At 72.6% G+C, this 16209-nt stretch carries 13 protein-coding genes and 4 pseudogenes; 11 read left to right on the top strand and 6 right to left on the bottom strand.

Going from position 1 to position 16209, the window contains the following annotated elements:
• Positions 1 to 46 precede the first annotated feature (46 nt).
• Both ACWGKU_RS09340 and ACWGKU_RS09345 read left to right on the top strand, forming a co-directional pair.
• The gene (locus ACWGKU_RS09340; RefSeq protein ID WP_452177857.1) at positions 47 to 625 is read left to right on the top strand and encodes a TetR/AcrR family transcriptional regulator; all 579 of its coding nucleotides are present in this window, start codon (positions 47 to 49) and stop codon (positions 623 to 625) included.
• A 139-nt stretch (positions 626 to 764) separates the two neighbouring features.
• Positions 765 to 1144 (top strand): annotated as a pseudogene (locus tag ACWGKU_RS09345) (Tn3 family transposase); the annotation flags it as partial.
• A 42-nt stretch (positions 1145 to 1186) separates the two neighbouring features.
• Here ACWGKU_RS09345 and ACWGKU_RS09350 read toward each other — a convergent pair.
• Positions 1187 to 1759, bottom strand: a complete 573-nt coding sequence (locus tag ACWGKU_RS09350; protein WP_401047361.1) for a helix-turn-helix domain-containing protein — start codon at positions 1757 to 1759, stop codon at positions 1187 to 1189.
• A gap of 203 nt (positions 1760 to 1962) precedes the next feature.
• Here ACWGKU_RS09350 and ACWGKU_RS09355 point away from each other — a divergent pair, with 203 nt between their 5' ends.
• From ACWGKU_RS09355 to ACWGKU_RS09380, 6 genes and pseudogenes are all read left to right on the top strand, one after another.
• Positions 1963 to 2952, top strand: coding sequence for an alpha/beta hydrolase (locus tag ACWGKU_RS09355; protein ID WP_452177858.1), 990 nt, complete (start codon positions 1963 to 1965; stop codon positions 2950 to 2952).
• Between the two features lie 31 nt (positions 2953 to 2983).
• Positions 2984 to 3214: pseudogene (locus ACWGKU_RS09360) on the top strand (IS5-like element IS4811 family transposase); the annotation flags it as partial.
• A 317-nt stretch (positions 3215 to 3531) separates the two neighbouring features.
• Entirely contained in the window at positions 3532 to 4563 is a 1032-nt protein-coding gene (locus tag ACWGKU_RS09365) for a hypothetical protein (protein WP_452177859.1), read from the top strand.
• A gap of 144 nt (positions 4564 to 4707) precedes the next feature.
• Positions 4708 to 5036, top strand: a pseudogene (locus ACWGKU_RS09370) (NF041680 family putative transposase); the annotation flags it as partial.
• A gap of 358 nt (positions 5037 to 5394) precedes the next feature.
• A pseudogene (locus ACWGKU_RS09375) lies at positions 5395 to 5619 on the top strand (AMP-binding protein); the annotation flags it as partial.
• Positions 5620 to 5668: 49 nt separating this feature from the next.
• Positions 5669 to 6295, top strand: a complete 627-nt coding sequence (locus ACWGKU_RS09380; RefSeq protein ID WP_452177860.1) for an SDR family oxidoreductase — start codon at positions 5669 to 5671, stop codon at positions 6293 to 6295.
• A 205-nt stretch (positions 6296 to 6500) separates the two neighbouring features.
• On the opposite strand, the gene ACWGKU_RS09385 is transcribed toward ACWGKU_RS09380, so the two are convergent.
• A complete protein-coding gene (locus ACWGKU_RS09385) occupies positions 6501 to 7148 on the bottom strand; it encodes a TetR/AcrR family transcriptional regulator (protein ID WP_452177861.1) in 648 nt (215 codons plus the stop codon).
• A 196-nt stretch (positions 7149 to 7344) separates the two neighbouring features.
• Here ACWGKU_RS09385 and ACWGKU_RS09390 point away from each other — a divergent pair, with 196 nt between their 5' ends.
• Together ACWGKU_RS09390 and mca are read left to right on the top strand one after the other, a co-directional pair.
• Positions 7345 to 8790 (top strand): MDR family MFS transporter, encoded by a 1446-nt coding sequence (locus ACWGKU_RS09390; RefSeq protein ID WP_359903706.1) that lies wholly within the window; start codon positions 7345 to 7347, stop codon positions 8788 to 8790.
• Positions 8791 to 8830: 40 nt separating this feature from the next.
• Positions 8831 to 9748 carry a mycothiol conjugate amidase Mca gene (gene mca / locus ACWGKU_RS09395; protein ID WP_452177862.1) on the top strand — a complete coding sequence of 306 codons (918 nt, stop codon included), beginning with the start codon at positions 8831 to 8833 and terminating at the stop codon, positions 9746 to 9748.
• A gap of 86 nt (positions 9749 to 9834) precedes the next feature.
• On the opposite strand, the gene ACWGKU_RS09400 is transcribed toward mca, so the two are convergent.
• The 4 genes from ACWGKU_RS09400 to ACWGKU_RS09415 all read right to left on the bottom strand — a co-directional run bounded on the left by ACWGKU_RS09400 (position 9835) and on the right by ACWGKU_RS09415 (position 14536).
• Entirely contained in the window at positions 9835 to 11343 is a 1509-nt protein-coding gene (locus tag ACWGKU_RS09400; protein WP_452177863.1) for an extracellular catalytic domain type 1 short-chain-length polyhydroxyalkanoate depolymerase, read from the bottom strand.
• Positions 11344 to 11699: 356 nt separating this feature from the next.
• Positions 11700 to 12698 (bottom strand): YdcF family protein, encoded by a 999-nt coding sequence (locus tag ACWGKU_RS09405; RefSeq protein WP_452177864.1) that lies wholly within the window; start codon positions 12696 to 12698, stop codon positions 11700 to 11702.
• Between the two features lie 106 nt (positions 12699 to 12804).
• Positions 12805 to 13767, bottom strand: a complete 963-nt coding sequence (pip, locus tag ACWGKU_RS09410) for a prolyl aminopeptidase (RefSeq protein ID WP_452177865.1) — start codon at positions 13765 to 13767, stop codon at positions 12805 to 12807.
• A 70-nt stretch (positions 13768 to 13837) separates the two neighbouring features.
• The gene (locus ACWGKU_RS09415; protein WP_452177866.1) at positions 13838 to 14536 is read right to left on the bottom strand and encodes a TetR/AcrR family transcriptional regulator; all 699 of its coding nucleotides are present in this window, start codon (positions 14534 to 14536) and stop codon (positions 13838 to 13840) included.
• A 124-nt stretch (positions 14537 to 14660) separates the two neighbouring features.
• Here ACWGKU_RS09415 and ACWGKU_RS09420 point away from each other — a divergent pair.
• Positions 14661 to 16209: MFS transporter (locus tag ACWGKU_RS09420; protein WP_452191390.1), on the top strand; the 1549-nt coding region annotated here is incomplete at its 3' end.

Below are 16209 nucleotides of genomic sequence, written 5' to 3' on the forward strand. Positions count from 1 at the left end.
GTAGCAGAGTGATGGGACAAGAGTCTCATCACGTATGCTGAACCCCATGGGTCGATGGGAACCAGGTGCGCGTGAACGCCTCGTCGTGGCCGCGGTCGACCTGTTCACGGAGCAGGGGTACGACGCCACGACGGTCGCGCAGATCGCCGAGCGTGCCGGGGTCACCAAGAGCACCTTCTTCCGGCACTTCCCCGACAAGCGCGAGCTGCTGGTCGCCGGGCAGGAGACGCTGAGCCGGCTGCTGGCCGAGGGGATCGCCGACGCGCCCGGTGACGCCAGCCCGCTCGAGGCGGTCGCCGCCGGTCTCGAACGCGCCTCGACCGCGATGGGCCCCGGGAGTCGCGAGCTCGCCCCCCGCCTGAAGGCCGCCGTCGCCGCCAGCGCCGAGCTGCAAGAGCGCGACACCCTCAAGACCGTCAGCCTCGCGGCCGCGATGACAACCGCCCTGGTCGCCCGCGGCGTACCCGACCCGACCGCGGCCCTCGCGGGCGAGCTGGGCGTCCTCGCCTTCAAACGCGGGTACGCCGAATGGGCCGAGGACGACCGCGGCGCCGAGGGCGAGCTCGCCGGATACACCATCGCGGCCCTGGACGAACTGCGCGCGGCGAGCGCATCGCTGGGCTGACCGGACGAGCACCGTCCAACGCCGGTGCGGTGGAAGGGAATAGTCCCACCGATAAAAGTCCCATGGGTCGGAGTCCAGGAACGACCTCTGACGGCGACGGGTCCGCCGCCGAGCCGACAGCCTGGCCTTCGGGGAGAATCTCAGCCTCGCCGACGAGTCCGGCTACCGGCGGTAGTTCAAGAGCCAGGCCAACCTCCAGGAGGGCCGCCGCTCCCTCGCCCGGAAGATCTTCCACGGCAGGCACGGGCGGCTCTACCAGCGCTACCAGGACGGCATGGAGGACCGGGTCGGGGCGCTGGGGCTGGTCCTCTCCGCCCTCGTGCTGTTCAGCACGCGGTACCTGGACGCCGCGGTGAAGCAGCTGCGGATGGACGGTTTCGACGTCCGTGACGAGGACGTGGCTCGCCTCTCACTGTTCGTGCGGCACCACACCAGCATGCTCGGCCGGTACTCTTCCAGCTCCCCGACCTGCCCGGCGGCCTGCGACCACTGTGTGACCCGGACGCCGCCGAGGCGTGAAGCCGCAGGCACCGTCGCGGATTCCGGACGCTGTGCTCCGCACTACCGGGCCCAGCGGTCGGGGGTTGGGGTGCGCGGTCGTAGGCGCTCTCCCTGCGGCCCGAACATGATCAGGTATTCGACCGGTCCGCCGGGTCCGGCGTTCGCGACTCCGTGGGCGGTGCGGGTGTCGAACTCGGCCACGTCCCCGGCGCTCAGGACGAGGTCCTGCTCGCCGAGCGCCAGCCACAGCCGCCCGTACAGGACGCACAGCCATTCGTACCCGTCGTGGGAGACCTGCCGCGGCCGCGTCGGCGGCGCGTCGACGGCGGGCAGGACGTGCTTGTGGGCGTGCAGGCCCCCGACGTACCGGGTCAGCGGCAGCACCGTCTTGTCGTTGCCGGAACGCTGCGGCACCGGGGTGCGCGGTCCGGCCGCCGCGGCGGGTGCGGTGCCGGCCAGCTCGTCCAGGGAGACGTCGTACGCCTTCGCTAGCTGCAGCAGCACCTCCAGGGTCGGCTTGCGCCGGCCGGTCTCGATCCGCGACAGCGTGCTCAGCGAGATGCCGGTCGCGCGGCTGACGCCGGTGAGTGTGGCGCCGTGCTGCTCGCGCGCGGTCCGCAGCCGGGGGCCCATGGCCGCCAGCGTGTCGGCTGTGCCGTCGTCCGTCACCGTCACCGTTACCGTCACCGTCACCGTCGCCCCGCTCCTTGCGGCCGTGCTGCCTCCACCGCCCTGTCCTGCCAGTTTGCCACAATGGCAAGGGTGTTCGCGTCGCGCGGCCGCCGCGCCGCATGATCGGTGGGTAACCGCGGCCGCCCGTGAACCGAGGAGAAGCGATGCACCAGCCCGCACCGTCAGCCGACCTGCGCCACCGCACCATCGAGGCACCCGCCGGGCGCCTGCACCTGGTCGAGCAGGGCACCGGACCGCTGGTCCTGCTCGTCCACGGCTTCCCCGAGACCTGGTACTCCTGGCGCCGCCAACTCCCGGCCCTCGCCGCGGCGGGATACCGGGCCGTGGCGCTCGACGTGCGCGGCTACGGCCGCTCCTCCAAGCCGGCCGCGACGGACGCCTACCGGATGCTCGACCTGGTGGAGGACAACGTCGCCCTGGTGCGCGCCCTGGGCGAGGAGACGGCGGTGGTCGTCGGGCACGACTGGGGCTCCAACATCGCGGCGGCCTCCGCCCTGCTCCACCCCGACGTCTTCCGCGCCGTCGGACTGCTGAGCGTCCCCTACGCGCCGCCCGGCGGCCCCCGCCCCACCGACGTCTTCGCGCAGATGGGCGGCGACCAGGAGTTCTACGTCTCGTACTTCCAGGAGCCCGGCCGGGCCGAAGCCGAGATGGAGCCCGACCTCCGGGGCTGGCTCGCGGGCTTCTACGCGGCCATGTCCGCCGACACCATGCCCGCCCGGGGCGAGCCCGACCCGCACTTCGTGACCCGCACCGGCGGCCGGCTGCGCGACCGCTTCCCCGGCGGCAAGCTGCCCGCCTGGCTGACCGAGGACGACCTCGACGTGTACGCCGGGGAGTTCGAGCGCACCGGCATGACCGGGGCCCTCAACCGCTACCGCAACATGGACCGCGACTGGGAGGACCTCGCCCAGTACGGCGGAGCCCCGATCAGGCAGCCGTCCCTGTTCATCGGCGGCGCCCTGGACGCTTCCACGACCTGGATGGCCGACGCCATCGACGCCTACCCGGCCACCCTCCCCGCCCTGACCTCCACCCACATCCTGGACGGCTGCGGGCACTGGATCCAGCAGGAGCGTCCCGGGGACGTCAACCGCCTGCTGACCGCCTGGCTCGCCTCCCTCCAGGGCTGAATCGGCGGGTGTGCCGGCCGGCCTCCGTCGCAAGGGCTTGCCGCTGTTCGCCATGGTCACCCCCGCCGACGTCACCGACCGCGACGCCGCGAAGGAAGTCCTGTTCCGGCTGCGGCTGATGCACCCGGAGATCGCGATGGTCCGGGCCGACCCCGCCTGTGCGGGACAGCTGGTCGGCTGGGCGAAGGCGTACCTGAACCTGACGGTCAAGACGGTCGGCCGGCCGAAGAACGCGAAGGGATTCGTGGTCCTGCCCCGGCGTTCGGACGGCGCCGGATCTACGGACCATCCACGGCTGCCGCCGCCACGGCCATCCAACCTCCTCCGCACAGCGCCGATCCGCCTGTTCGATTTCTGACCTCGGTAAGCACCGCTAGGACCTTTGAACACAGGCACTCACCTTGTCGTTTAACGTCCAGCTTCGAACAGGAAGGCCTGACGATCACCGGTCTGTGCGGCCTGCTGGGGAAGCGCCGGCCTCGCGTTGGCCCCGCGGCGTGAGGGCAGGGCCTCGACAGTGATGCCGGTCCGTTCGGGCATGATCTACTCCGATCCGACTCAGCGGTGGGGTGGTGTGAGGTGGGCGAGTGGCGAACTGATCCGACGTTCGCGATGTGCCGAGCTTTGGCGGGCGGGGCTGACCTGTCCTCATTCGTGGGCGGACCGTTCGATGTGCGTGCGGTGGTGGCCGCCATACGGCCCGAGGTCAAGGACGGATTCCAGCTCGACGAAGTTCCCTGGGAGAACTTCCCGCAGGGGGGTCACGTCAGGGAGGCCATCGACCTGCTCCGTACCGGCAGTTCATCCGTTCGTGCCGAAACGGGTGTTGTGGGCGGTATCTGCGCCAACGACATGCGGGCCGCCGCTGTGCTCGCCGTGCCTTTCCTGATCCGGATCGCCGCGGACACCTGCCACCCTTGCCGTGCCGACGCGCTCGCTGAAGTCTCCTCCCCGGCCCGTGCCCGCTACTTCGGCGTCGCCTCCCGTGGCGAACTGCTGCTCCACCGTGCCGCAACCCAGTACGACGACCTCTACGACGACTACGGTGTCGAGGTGACCGGCTACCCGGCGGGCTGGTCGGTTGCCGCCGCCCGGGCCGCGATCACTGCCGACACCACCCTCCTGAAGCCTCTTCTGCACGATCCCGAACCTGCGATCCGGATCCGCGCCGCCTACGCCCTGGCCGCCGCTACCGACCTCGACCGCGCGGTGCGTGCCGCCTTCCGCGCCCGGCTCGACGCCGAGCAGGACCCGATTGTCCGCGCCGCCCTGGTTTTCGCCACAGCTGAAGGCACCCGTGCCCACCCCCATCCGCCGACCACCGTGTGGCTGGGAGAGCGCTGGCGGGACCGGGCGCAAGCTCCCGAGGACCGGCTGGCCGCCGCGATCGGCTGGCTCTGCCTGACGGACGAACCTGCCCCCGACGACCTTCGCGCCGCCGTCGACGACCTCTCCACCGACGAGCGTGCCCGCGCCATGGACGGCCTGCCCTGGATGGCCGCCGCCGGCGGGTCGAACGAGGCGGGACTGCGGCGCTGCGTCCGAGAAATGCTCCATCCCGAACAGTCTGATCCGACGGAGCACGACGACCCATGGGCCCCGCGATCCTGACGGCGGAAGCAGACCCTCGCCTACGTTCGGCTTCGAACAGGCGGACCTGGTGATCGCTCGTCCGGGTGTTCCCGGGACAGCGGAACAGCCTTCGCGTGATCCTGAACTCGACCAAGAGGAAAAGGACTTGACGCGAAGGCCGTAGTGATGAGTGTGGTGGAACGAGGCGTGCAGTGCGAGCCGTTCGCGGAACTGTCACGCTTCCGGGGGTCTACTACGACTGCCTGGCCGGACTGCGCGGCGCGCTGTTCGAGCCCACCGACGCGGTGCTGTGCACCGACGGCCCGGTGAAGACCCGGGTCTGCCTGGCGCTGGCTCCCGAGCGCCGGCGCGGGCACGGCGCCCTCTACGGCGCACTGAACCGGGGCTGCCTGGACGTCGACTGGCTGCTGGCCGAGCTGGTCGGCCTGCCCCTGCCCCTGCCCCTGCCGCTGCCGCTGCCCCGCGCCGCCAGCGGCCGGCTGGTGCTGGCGCGCGCGGCCGAGGACCGGTGAGCCCGCAGCCCTCCCACTGATCTGATCACCCCGCCCGAACGGCAACGCCGTCTGCCCGAAGAGGTTTTCTCGGTCGCAAAGGAGATCACTCGTGTCCCGCTCCCGCCTCCCCGCCGACGAGCTCGACGCACGCACCGACCGACGAAGCGCCCACCTGTACGCGACCGACGCCCAGTTCCGTGACACCGCGCCCCTGGAGGCCGTCACCGAGGCGATCCGGCGCCCCGACTTACCGCTCGCCGACCTGGTGGCCACCGTGATGGAGGCCTACGCCGACCGCCCCGCCCTGGGCGAGCGTGCCACCGCGCCGGTCACCGACCCGGAGACGGGCCGCACCATGCTGCGCCTTCTGCGGCGGTTCGACACGCTCACCTACGGCGAGCTCTGGGAGCGGGTGGGCGCGGTGGCCTCAGAGTGGCGGCCCCACCCCGAACAGGCGCTGGGGCCCGGAGACTTCGTCGCCCTCCTCGGGCCCACGAGTGCCGAGTACACCATGGCGGACCTGGCCTGCGTCCGCTCCGGCGCGGTGTCCGTCCCGCTGCAGTCGGGTGTTCCGGCGGCACACCTGGCGCCCGTCGTCGAGCAGGTCGGACCGCGCCTGCTCGTGGTGGATGCTGCTGCGCGAGGCGCACGAGACCTTCGGCCTACCGGTCGCCGTCTTCCGCTCGAACATGATCCTCGCGCACCCGCGCTACCGCGGTCAGCTCAACGTCCCGGACGTCTTCACCCGCCTCGTGCTGAGCCTGCTGGCGACGGGCATCGCACCCGGCAGCTTCTACGCCCGGGGCACCGGCGACGGGCGCGGACACTTCGACGCACTCCCGGTGGACTTCACCGCGCGGGCCGTCACCGCGCTCGGTGACGACGCACGAGAGGGCTACCGGACCTACAACGTGGTCAACCCGCACGACGACGGCATCTCGCTCGACACGGTCGTCGACTGGCTGATCGCAGCCGGGCATCCCCCGACACGCGTCCAGGACCACGCCGAGTGGACCGAGCGCTTCGAGACCGCCCTGCGCGGCCTGCCCGACCGCCAGCGGCAGCATTCGCTGCTCCCGCTGCTGCACGCCTTCGCCGAGCCGGCACCGCCACTCGCCGGATCCGCCCTGCCGGCGGGCCGGTTCCGTGCGGCGGTCCGGGCCGCAGCCCTCGACGAGGACAGCGACATCCCCTGTCTGTCACCGGACCTGATCACCAAGTACGTGGCCGACCTCCGGGCGCACCGCCTGGTATGACACCACCTCCGGCGGCTGCGGCGCACGCGAGCTGTCCGCTGCCGGCACCCTCCCCGCCGTCCAGGTAGTACCTCGCCGTGGTGGAGTGGATGGTGGCCAACGGATGCTCCTGCGCGGGGTTCCTCTGGTCGAACTGCACATGCACGGTGTGAAGCCGCGGGGGCTGGAAACGGAGCGTCAGCCACCGCGCCAGTCCCGACCCTACTCAGGCGTCCCGGACGGCGAAGCTCCCGAGGGGGCTCTCCAGGCGGTCGTAGGCCCGGAGGGCCGAGGGGCGGACCGCGGCGGCGATCGCCGCCTGCTCCTCGCCGGCCAGGGTGCGGCGGAACACCTCGGCGAACACCGCACGGTCCACGGCGGCGAGCAGCGCGGCGGCGACCCGGCACTCGAAGCCGACGGGTCTCTCCTGCACCGCCTCGGCCAGCGCCTCGGCGAGTGCCGTCTCGCTCTGCTCGTGCAGTTCGCGCAGCCGGGCGCCCAGGGCGGGGCTGTCGAAGACGGTGCGGGCGAACTCCGGGCCGGAGAAGCCGAGCCGGGCGTCGTGCCGGTCGAGCCCGGCGAGGCAGTCGCGGCGCAGCGCGGCGAGCGCGGACTCGCCCGGTGCGCGCTCGGAGACCGTTGCGGCGAGCCGGACGACGAGCTCCTCGTGCAGGTCGAAGAAGAGGTCCTCCTTGCGCGGGAAGTGGTTGGTGACGGTCATCTTGGCGACGCCCGCGGCGGCCGCGACCTCGGCGATGGTCGTGCGGTCGAAGCCCCGCTCGATGAAGAGCCTGGTCGCGGCGTGCGAGATCGCCTCACGGGTGCGGCGCTTGTTGAGCTCGCGCAGGTTCGGAGTCGTCCCGGTCTCGGTCATGCCGGGAGCCTAGCGCAGGAAGCTGGGTCGAGTACAGAAATTAGATTTGACCTAATCGATGTGTCCGTCCTAAGTTCTTTCCGGGGCGGCCGGAGCGGCTGCCCGGGTGGGCGTCCGAGAGTGTGCCGGGTGAGCGTCGAAGTGGCGGCACGCGGATTCGGGGGCGACTCGCCCAAGGGCGACCAGGGGAGGGCGCATGACCGCATCCGTTGCTGCGAAGGGCCGGCCGGGAGGAGTCCGGGAGGGGGAGCCGGAGCCGATTCCGCCGGGCCTGTGGAAGATGGGCGGGGTGCTCGCGCTGGGGCCGGTGCTCGCGCTGCTGGACAGCACGATCGTCAACGTCGGCATCGACTCCGTCGGGCGCGATCTGCACGGCTCGATCGCGGAGATGCAGTGGGTGGCCACGGGATACCTGCTGGCGATCTCGCTGACCATGCCGCTCTCGGGTTGGGCCGCCGGCCGCTTCGGGGGACGGCGGGCGTGGCTCGCCTCGGTCGTCCTGTTCGTGCTCGGATCGGCGTTGTGCGGCCTGGCCTGGTCGACGGGCAGTCTGATCGCCTTCCGGGTGCTGCAGGGGATCGGCGGCGGGATGATTCAACCGCTCGGCCAGGCGATCATCATACAAGCGGCCGGGCCGTCCAGGGTCGGGCGGGTGATGGGCACGCTGATGCTTCCGATCAGCCTGGCCCCGGTCCTGGGGCCGATCCTCGGCGGGCTGGTGCTGGAGCACTTCGACTGGCGCTGGATGTTCCTGCTGAACGTGCCGGTGGGGCTGGTGATCCTGCTGCTCGCCGCCCGCTGGCTGCCGTCCGACGAGACGTCGGACGCACCGAAGCCCCGGCTGGACGTGACCGGTCTGGTGCTGCTCTCGCCCGGCCTGACCGGGCTGGTCTACGGGCTCGCGACGATCGGTGACGGCGCAACGGCCGGCTGGGTCGCTCTGGCGGCGGGCGCGGTGCTGGTGGCGGCCTACGGCTGGTACGCGCTGCGGGTGGGGCGCGGGGGCGTCCGGACGCCGCTGATCGACCTGCGGCTGTTCGCCCGGCGCGGCTTCAGCGTGGCGACGGCGAACAGCTTCCTGCAGGGCGCCGCGCTCTACAGCTCGATGTTCCTGGTGCCGCTCTACTACCAGCAGGTGAAGCACGCCGGCGCGGTGGAGGCCGGTCTGCTGCTGGCGCCGCAGGCCCTCGGCACGGCGGTCACCGCCATGCTGGCCGCCCGGATGACCGACCGCATCGCGCCGCGTCCGCTGATCATGATCGGCATCGGCTGCTCCCTGGTCGGCACGATCGCGTTCACCCAGCTGGGCAGCGGCTCCGAACCGGCCGCCTGGCTGATCGCCGGCTCGCTGGCACTGCGCGGCGCGGGTATGGGGATGATCGCGATCCCCGGCCTGGCAGTGGTGTACGGGAGCGTCGAGAAGGACCAGGTGCCGGCGGCGGCGGGTGCGGTCAACGTGCTGAACCGGGTGGGCGGGGCGCTCGGCACGGCGGTGCTGACGCTGGCGCTCCAACAGGCGCAGGACGGGCACCCGGGCCGGCCGGGTGCGGCCTTCGGCGAGACCTTCTGGTGGGTGCTGGCCCTGTCCGCGCTCGCCATCGCTCCGGCGCTGCTCTACCCGAACACCCGCCGATCCGGCTGACCACCGGCCGGCTCCCGACCACCCAGACCTGGAGGCACCCGTGTCCATCCGTCACCCCGACGGCCTTCGCCTGCTCAGCGTCCACGCGCACCCCGACGACGAGTCCAGCAAGGGTGCGGCCACCCTCGCCCGGTACGCGGCCGAGGGCGTGGACGTCCTGGTCGCCACCTGCACCGGCGGCGAGCGCGGCTCGGTGCTCAACCCGGCCATGGACCGGCCCGAGGTCCGGGCCGACATCGCCCGCGTCCGGCGCGAGGAGATGGCGGCCGCCCGGGAGATCCTCGGTGTGCGCCAGCGGTTCCTCGGCTTCGTCGACTCCGGGATGCCCGGCCCGGACGAACCCCTTCCCGAGGGCTGCTTCGCCGCCCGGCCGGTGGAGCTCGCGGCGGCGCCGCTGGTCGCACTGATCCGGGAGTTCCGCCCGCAGGTGGTGATCACCTACGACGAGACCGGCGGCTACCCGCACCCGGACCACGTGATGACCCACCGGGTCACGGTGGCGGCCGTCGAAGCCGCCGCCGACCCGGAGCACGATCCCGGGCCGGGCGAGCCCTGGCAGGTGTCCAAGCTCTACTACCACCTGGCGCTCTCCCGGGCCTGGTTCCGGGCCCTGCACGAGGCCATGACGGAACGGGGCGTCCCCTCGGGGATGGGCGAGCTGCTCGCCGGCTGGCCCGACACCCCGCCGGCCCTGGCCACCACCACCCGGGTGGCGTGCGCCGAGCAGTTCGCCGTACGGGACGCGGCGATGCTGGCACACGCCACCCAGGTCCAGCCGGGCGTGGCCTTCATGGCCCACCCGCGGGACATCGAGCGCGAGGTCTGGCCGACCGAGGACTACCACCTGGCCCGGAGCCTGGTGCCGGTGGTGGGTGCGGCGGTCGGGGAGGGCACGATCGAGACCGACCTGTTCGCCGGGCTACGGGCGGAGGCAGGGGTGGAGGTGGGGGCGGGGTGAGCCGGACGACGGGTGCGGCGGCGCGGGCGTTCGCGGCGTCACCCGGTGGCGCGGTGGCCGCCGTCCGCTCGGCAGCGGCCATCCGCTCAGCACTGGCCGTCGGCGAGCACGTAGTAGCCCGGTCCGGTCTGCTTCAGGGTGTGGGTGACGAAGGTGTTCCAGAGCCCCATGCTCTGGCCCGAGCCGAGCGCGTAGGTCTGGCCGCCGGTCTGGGTCGCACGGCCCGCCGAGACGTGCGCGTAGTTGCTGGCGGTGAAGCACTGGGGGGTGCCCCCGCCCGGAGTGGTCGCCGTCACCGCCGCCGACCGGGGGCCGGCGGCGCCCGACCCGTCGACCGCCGCCACGGTGTAGCGGTACGTGGTGCCGGCCGCGAGTCCGGTGTCGGTGAAGGCCGTGCCGGTCGTGCTGCCCACCTGGGCGTCATCGCGGAAGACCTGGTACGAGGAGGCGCCGCTGACGGACTGCCAGCCGAGGGCGACCGACCCGGCGGCCGCGGTCGCGGTCAGCCCGGTCGGGGCGGGCAGCCCGGGGTCGGTGGGGCCGGAGCCGCCGTCCAGCCCCCAGAACCGCGCGGTGTAGTAGCCGGAGCAGATCGTGTCGAGGAAGTAGGCGCCGGTCGCCCCGCACTGGTCGGCCCCGGAGCCCGGGTCGACGGCCAGGCCATGGCCCATCCCGCTGATCGTGAACACGGCCACCGCGGGCCTTCCGTTCGCATCGGCGTAGAGTTCCTGGGTGGTGCCGCTGGGCAGGCTCCGGGTGCCGGTCGGCTGACGGCCGAGGCCCTGGACGTTCGTCCACTGGTCCCGCAGCTCGGCCGCGTTCACCGGCCTGACCACGGTGTCGGCGGTGCCCTGCCAGATCGCCACCCTGGGCCACGGCCCGGTGTAACCCGGGTACGCGGCCCGGACCTTGTCGCCCCACTGGGCCGGAGTGAGCCCCTGGTCGGAGTTCTGGCAGCCGGAGGCGGCGGCCTGGGTGGTGGCGCAGTGTGCGGGCAGCCCGGAGTCGATCGCCCCGCCGGCGAACACGTCGGGGTAGTCCGCCAACAGGTCGGCGGCCATCCCGCCGCCCGCCGAGAGCCCGGTGACGAACACCCGGTGGGCGTCCGAGCCGTACAGGGACTCGGCCTTGGCGACCATCTCGACCACCGACCTGGCCTCGCCGACGCCCCGGGCGGCCCGGCTCGCGTCGAACCAGCTGAAGCAGGAGAGGCTGTTGTTGACACTGCTGGTCTGCGGGAACACCACCGCGAAGCCGTACTGGTCGGCGAACTTGGTCCAGCCCGAGTTGCGGTAGTAGTCGGTGGCGCTCTGGACGCAGCCGTGCAGCGCGACCACCAGGGGCGCGCCGCCGGGCAAGCCGGCGGGCGTGTAGGTGTACATCGCGAGGTTGCCCGGGTTGGTGCCGAACCCGGTGACCTGCTGGAAGCTGCCGCTGGTGGCCGCCGCCACGGAGGATGCGGCGGAGGCCGTGACGGGGGAAACCGTGGTGGCGGTGGATGCGGTGGGGGAGGCGACGGCTGCGGAGGGCGCGGCGGTGCCGAGCGCGAGAGCGACGGTGGTGAGCAGCGCCGCGGCGGTGGGGCGCAGTGGCATGGGGACTCCAACGTGGGGGAGGAGTGGGGGCCGGTCCCGTGCAGCGTGGCGCGCCCGCAGGCCCGGTGCCATGTGACGGTCATCCGGGGTCCACCGCCCGGGCATGGCGCAGGCCGCCATGGTCCTGCGGCTCGCGCCCCGCGCCGTGGTCCTGCGGCCCGGCCGGGCGTCTTGCGGAGCGCTGAAGGCCGTACCTGCCCCGCACCGGAACGCACTTGAGGCGAGGTGACGTCGAGGACGGCGGTGTTCCAGGGCGAACCCGGGGACCATCTCCACAACCCGATGACGGATGGAAAAGAACCGGCCCCGGCCGCCGGAGCGACCGGGGCCCGCCCGGGTGGGGGTCCCGGGGCGGCTCACAGGGCCGCGAGCACTCCGCAGAGGGCGATGAAGCCGCAGATCCCGAAGTTGACCAGCTTGTGGGACAGGAAGATCGCGGCGAACTCGCGGATGGTGGCGCTCGGCCAGTAGTACCGGGCGGTGGGAGAGCCGAAGACGTGGCCGTTGACGCCGGTCTGACGGGCGAGCAGTGCCGCCCGGAAGGCGTGGAAGTTGTTGGTGACCACGACGCAGCGGTAGTCGGGCTTGGCCTGCTCCATGATGGCCTTGCTGAACAGCAGGTTCTCCTCGGTGGTGCGCGAGCGGTCCTCCCGCTCGATGTGCTCCTCGGGGAAGCCGCGTTCGACCAGGTAGTCGGCCATCGCGTGGGACTCCGGCAGCTTCTCGTCCGGCCCCTGGCCGCCCGAGGTGATGAGCACCGGCGGGTTGCCGCGGGCGGCCTGCTTCTCGTACACCTCGCGGCCCCGGTTCAGTCGGCTGGCGAGCAGCGGCGGGACGCGCTCGCCGCCGATCAGCCCGGAGCCGAGCACGATCACGAAGTCCACGTCCCGGCGCGGCCGGTGGCGGCTGTACAGGAAGGCGTAGCCGACGAAGCAGGTGAACAGGAAGGAGACGTAGCCGACCACGAGGAGCGCGGTGCCCGCGAGCGCGGCCAGCGGCCGCGAGTGGACGATGAGGGCGGCGACCAGCAGTCCGATGACGCCGAGGATGCCCAGCCCGGCGAGCAGTGACAGCAGGTTGGCCGGCCGTCTGCCCTCCTTGCGGATCATGGTCAGGCCGTTGGCGAGCAGGAACCAGACCAGGGCCGCCGTGCCGAGGGCCGGGAGGAGGACGATGACCGCCGCCGCGAGTGTGATCACCATGCTGGGTGCCTTGCGGAGCTCGGCGAGCAGGGCGAGGGAGAGGAGGGAGACGGCGATGCCGAGCAGGACGGCGTTGCTGAACTGGCGACGGTCGCGTACTACCCCGATTCCGAACAACAGGAAGAACAGGGCGGCTGGGGCATAGGCGATCATGCGTCGTATCGTAGGGGAATCCCACCTGTACGAACCGGCCGGGCGTTCGGAGGAACCGAGGGCCCCGGTGAGCGCCCGGCGGGTGCCCCGGACGCCCGGCCGGGGTTCAGGCGAAGCGTTCGATCGCGGCCAGGATCGCGTCCCGCATCCGCGGGCTGCCGGTGTGCCCGGAGTCGTCGATGACCGTCAGCCGGGCGTCCGGCCAGGCCTTGACCAGCTGCCAGGCCGTGTCGACCGGCCCGCCGAGGTCCAGTCGGCCGTGGATCAGTTCGCCGGGGATTCCGGACAGTCGCCCGGCGTCGCGCAGCAGTTGGCCGTCCGGCAGGAAGGCCCGGTGCGAGAAGTAGTGCGCGGTGATCCGGGTGAAGGCCATCAGCGCGTCGGAGGGCCGGTCGGTGTACGCGTTCGGCTTGCCCAGCGTCTCGTGCGAGATGACCGCGTCCTCCCAGGTGGCCCAGGCGTTGGCGGCGGCCCGCCGGACCGGCTCGTCGGTGCTGTCGAGCAGCCGGCTGTAGGCGGCGAGCAGTTCGAAGGTGTCCCCGTCGCGGTCGGCGGGCGGAAGGAAGTCCCGGAACGCCTCCCAGGCCGCGGGCAGGAAGCGGCCCACGCCGCGGTACAGCCAGTCGGTCTCCTCGGGACGGGTCATGGTGACCCCGCAGATCACGATCGCGGAGACCCGTTCCGGGTGGGCCTGCGCGTAGGCGAGGATCAGCGTGGAGCCCCAGGAGCCGCCGTAGAGCAGCCACTTGTCGATGCCGAGGTGCTCGCGCAGCCGCTCCATGTCGGCGATCAGGTGCGCGGTGGTGTTGTGCTCCAGGCTGGTCGAGGGGTCGGCGGCGGCCGGGCGGCTGAGCCCGCAGCCGCGCTGGTCGAACTGGACGAGGTGGTAGCGCTCCGGGTCGAAGTACCGCCGGGTGCCCGGACTGTGGCCGGAGCCGGGCCCGCCGTGCACCACCACGGCCGGCCTGCCCGCCGGGTCGCCGGAGGCGTTCCAGTGCATCAGCTGCCCGTCGCCGACGTCCAACAGGCCTTGTGCGTACGGTTCGTAGAGGGGGTATGGCTCGGGCATCGGTGACTCCTCCGTGGTCGTACGGGGTGGGCCCGGCGAGCCTACCCCGGTGTCGAACCCGAGGAGGGGCTCAGCGGTGCTCCGGCGGGAGCAGGGCGGCGAGGCCGTCGAGGACCCGCTGGAGGCCGAACTCGAAGCGGGCGTCCATGTCCGGCGCGGTGAGGTCGTCGGCGAGGGCGACCAGGTTGGGGAAGGTCTCGGCGGGCAGGGCGCGGAACAGGTCGCCGGCGGCGTCGGCGATGTCCCGGCGGCTGGTGCCGAGCACCTCGGCGGCCGAGATCGGCGACTGTTCCTGGAGCACGAAGCCCTGGACGAAGGCGCCCAGCAGGTAGCTGGCCATGGCGGCGTCGGCGTCGGAGAAGCCGGCCGCGCGGAGCCGGTCCAGCTGGTCCTCCATCAGCCCGAGCAGGTGGGGCCCGGGGGCGAGCCGACCGGCGACGACCTTGGCCGCGTCCCGGGTGTCGAGCAGCAGGCGGCGGTAGCGCCAGCTGTACGCGTGGAACTGTTCGCGCCAGCCGCCGGTGCGCGGCGGGGGCTCGGCGGAGCCCAACAGCGCGTCGGTGAGCAGGTCGAGGAGCTCCTGCTTGTTGCGGACGTGCCAGTACAGCGAGGCCGCCTTGACGCCGACCTCGGCGGCGACCTTGCGCATGGACAGCCCGGCCAGGCCGTCCCGTTGCAGGATGCGCAGGGCGGCCTGGGCGAGGGCGTCCCTGGTCAGGGCGGGTGTCGTGTCGTCGGTCCCGGGCGTGTCGGGGTGGTTCTGCGGCATGGGTGTGCGGACGCCTCCGGCCGTGTGGTGGATTCCCGCTTGCAATCTAACACCGTTAGGTGCACTCTGTGGCTGTCGCGCCGACCCCTAACAGTGTTAGGGGCTCATGATCGGGAGGGAACCCATGGAGGAATCGAGCGCCCGCCGCCGACGGCTCGCGCTGCTCACGCTCTGCGTCACCATGTTCATGTCCATGCTGGACAACGTCATCGTCAACAACGCCCTGCCCCGCATCGGCCAGGAACTGGACGCCGGGATCAGCGGCCTGCAATGGGTCGCCGAGGGCTACAGCCTGGTCTACGCGGCCTTCGTGCTGACCGGTGGCGCACTCGGCGACCGCTACGGCCGCACCCGGGTGTTCCGGCTCGGCCTCGCCCTCTTCACGGTCGGATCGGCCCTGGCCGCGCTCGCCGACACGATCGGCGTGCTGGTCGGCGCCCGGATGCTCCAGGGCGTCGGCGCCGCGCTGCTCACCCCCGGCAGTCTCGCCCTGCTGCGGCACGTCTTCACCGACGAGCAGGAGCGGGCCAAGGCCATCGCCACCTGGTCCGGGGTCTCCGCGCTCGGCCTCTCGGTCGGACCGGTGGTCGGCGGCCCGATGGTCGAACACCTCGGCTGGGCCAGCGTGTTCTGGATCAACGTGCCGATCGGCGTCGCCGGACTGCTGCTCGCCGCCCGGGTGCTCCCGGACATCCCGCCGCGAGCCCGCCGGATCGACCTCGGCGGTCTCGCCCTGTCCGCCACCGGACTCGGCCTGCTGGTCTACGCGCTGATCGAGGGCCCGTCCCGGGGCTGGACCGACGCCCGGGTGCTCGGCTGCGGCGCCGCGGCCGCCGTGCTGCTGATCGCCTTCCTGCTGTTCGAACTGCGGCTCGCCGAACCGATGCTGGAGCTGCGACTGTTCCGCGACGGCATGCTGGGCGGCGCGCTGCTCAGCGGGTTCATGGTCAGCTTCGGGATGTTCGGCGCGCTGTTCTTCCTGCCGCTGATGATGCAGGGCACCCTCGGCTGGTCCCCGGCCGCCGCTGGCTACGCGGGGCTGCCGATGACCGCGATGCTGGTGCTCGCCGCGCCGCTCTCCGGCCGGCTGACCGCCCGCCACGGGCCCCGGCCGCCGCTGGTGCTCGGCCTCGTCCTCTGCGCGGCGGGCCTCGGCGGCCTGTCACTGTACGGCGACCACGCGCACTACCTCGAATACCTGTGGACGCTGTTCGCGATGGGCCTCGGGATGGGGCTCACCTTCACCCCGGTGTCGATCGGGGTGATGCAGCGGGTCGCCCCGGCCCAGACCGGGATGGCCTCGGCCGCCATCAACACCCTGCGCGAACTCGGCGGGGTGCTGGGGATCGCCGTGCTGGGCGCCGTCCTGACCGACCGGCTGACCGACTCCCTGACGGCCGCCCTGCACCGGCTCGGCGTCCCGCCGGACGCCGTCGGTCCGATCGCGGACGCGCCCACCGGCGCGGTGCACGGCGGTGGCGCAGCCGCGGCGGCACTGCCCGGTCCGCTCCAGGAAGCGGTGGACGGCGCCTTCATCGACGGCATCCACCTCGCCGTGCGCTGCGGGGCGGTCGCGCTCGCGGTCACCGCCGTCCTGGTCGCCGTCCTGCTCGGCCGGGCCCGTCCGATCGCCCCGCCGGAGGCCGTCCGTCCGCGGCCGGGGGAGCCGGCCG

This window comes from Kitasatospora sp. NPDC054768 (genome assembly GCF_053612025.1).

Coding starts and splice junctions, on each gene's coding strand:
- ACWGKU_RS09385 (WP_452177861.1), bottom strand. CDS start 7,148: ATGACCGAGACCGGGACGACTCCGAACCTGCGCGAGCTCAACAAGCGC.
- ACWGKU_RS09405 (WP_452177864.1), bottom strand. CDS start 12,698: ATGATCGCCTATGCCCCAGCCGCCCTGTTCTTCCTGTTGTTCGGAATC.
- ACWGKU_RS09350 (WP_401047361.1), bottom strand. CDS start 1,759: ATGGGCCCCCGGCTGCGGACCGCGCGCGAGCAGCACGGCGCCACACTC.
- ACWGKU_RS09400 (WP_452177863.1), bottom strand. CDS start 11,343: ATGCCACTGCGCCCCACCGCCGCGGCGCTGCTCACCACCGTCGCTCTC.
- ACWGKU_RS09415 (WP_452177866.1), bottom strand. CDS start 14,536: ATGCCGCAGAACCACCCCGACACGCCCGGGACCGACGACACGACACCC.
- ACWGKU_RS09355 (WP_452177858.1), top strand. CDS start 1,963: ATGCACCAGCCCGCACCGTCAGCCGACCTGCGCCACCGCACCATCGAG.
- pip (WP_452177865.1), bottom strand. CDS start 13,767: ATGCCCGAGCCATACCCCCTCTACGAACCGTACGCACAAGGCCTGTTG.
- ACWGKU_RS09390 (WP_359903706.1), top strand. CDS start 7,345: ATGACCGCATCCGTTGCTGCGAAGGGCCGGCCGGGAGGAGTCCGGGAG.
- ACWGKU_RS09340 (WP_452177857.1), top strand. CDS start 47: ATGGGTCGATGGGAACCAGGTGCGCGTGAACGCCTCGTCGTGGCCGCG.
- ACWGKU_RS09380 (WP_452177860.1), top strand. CDS start 5,669: ATGCTGCTGCGCGAGGCGCACGAGACCTTCGGCCTACCGGTCGCCGTC.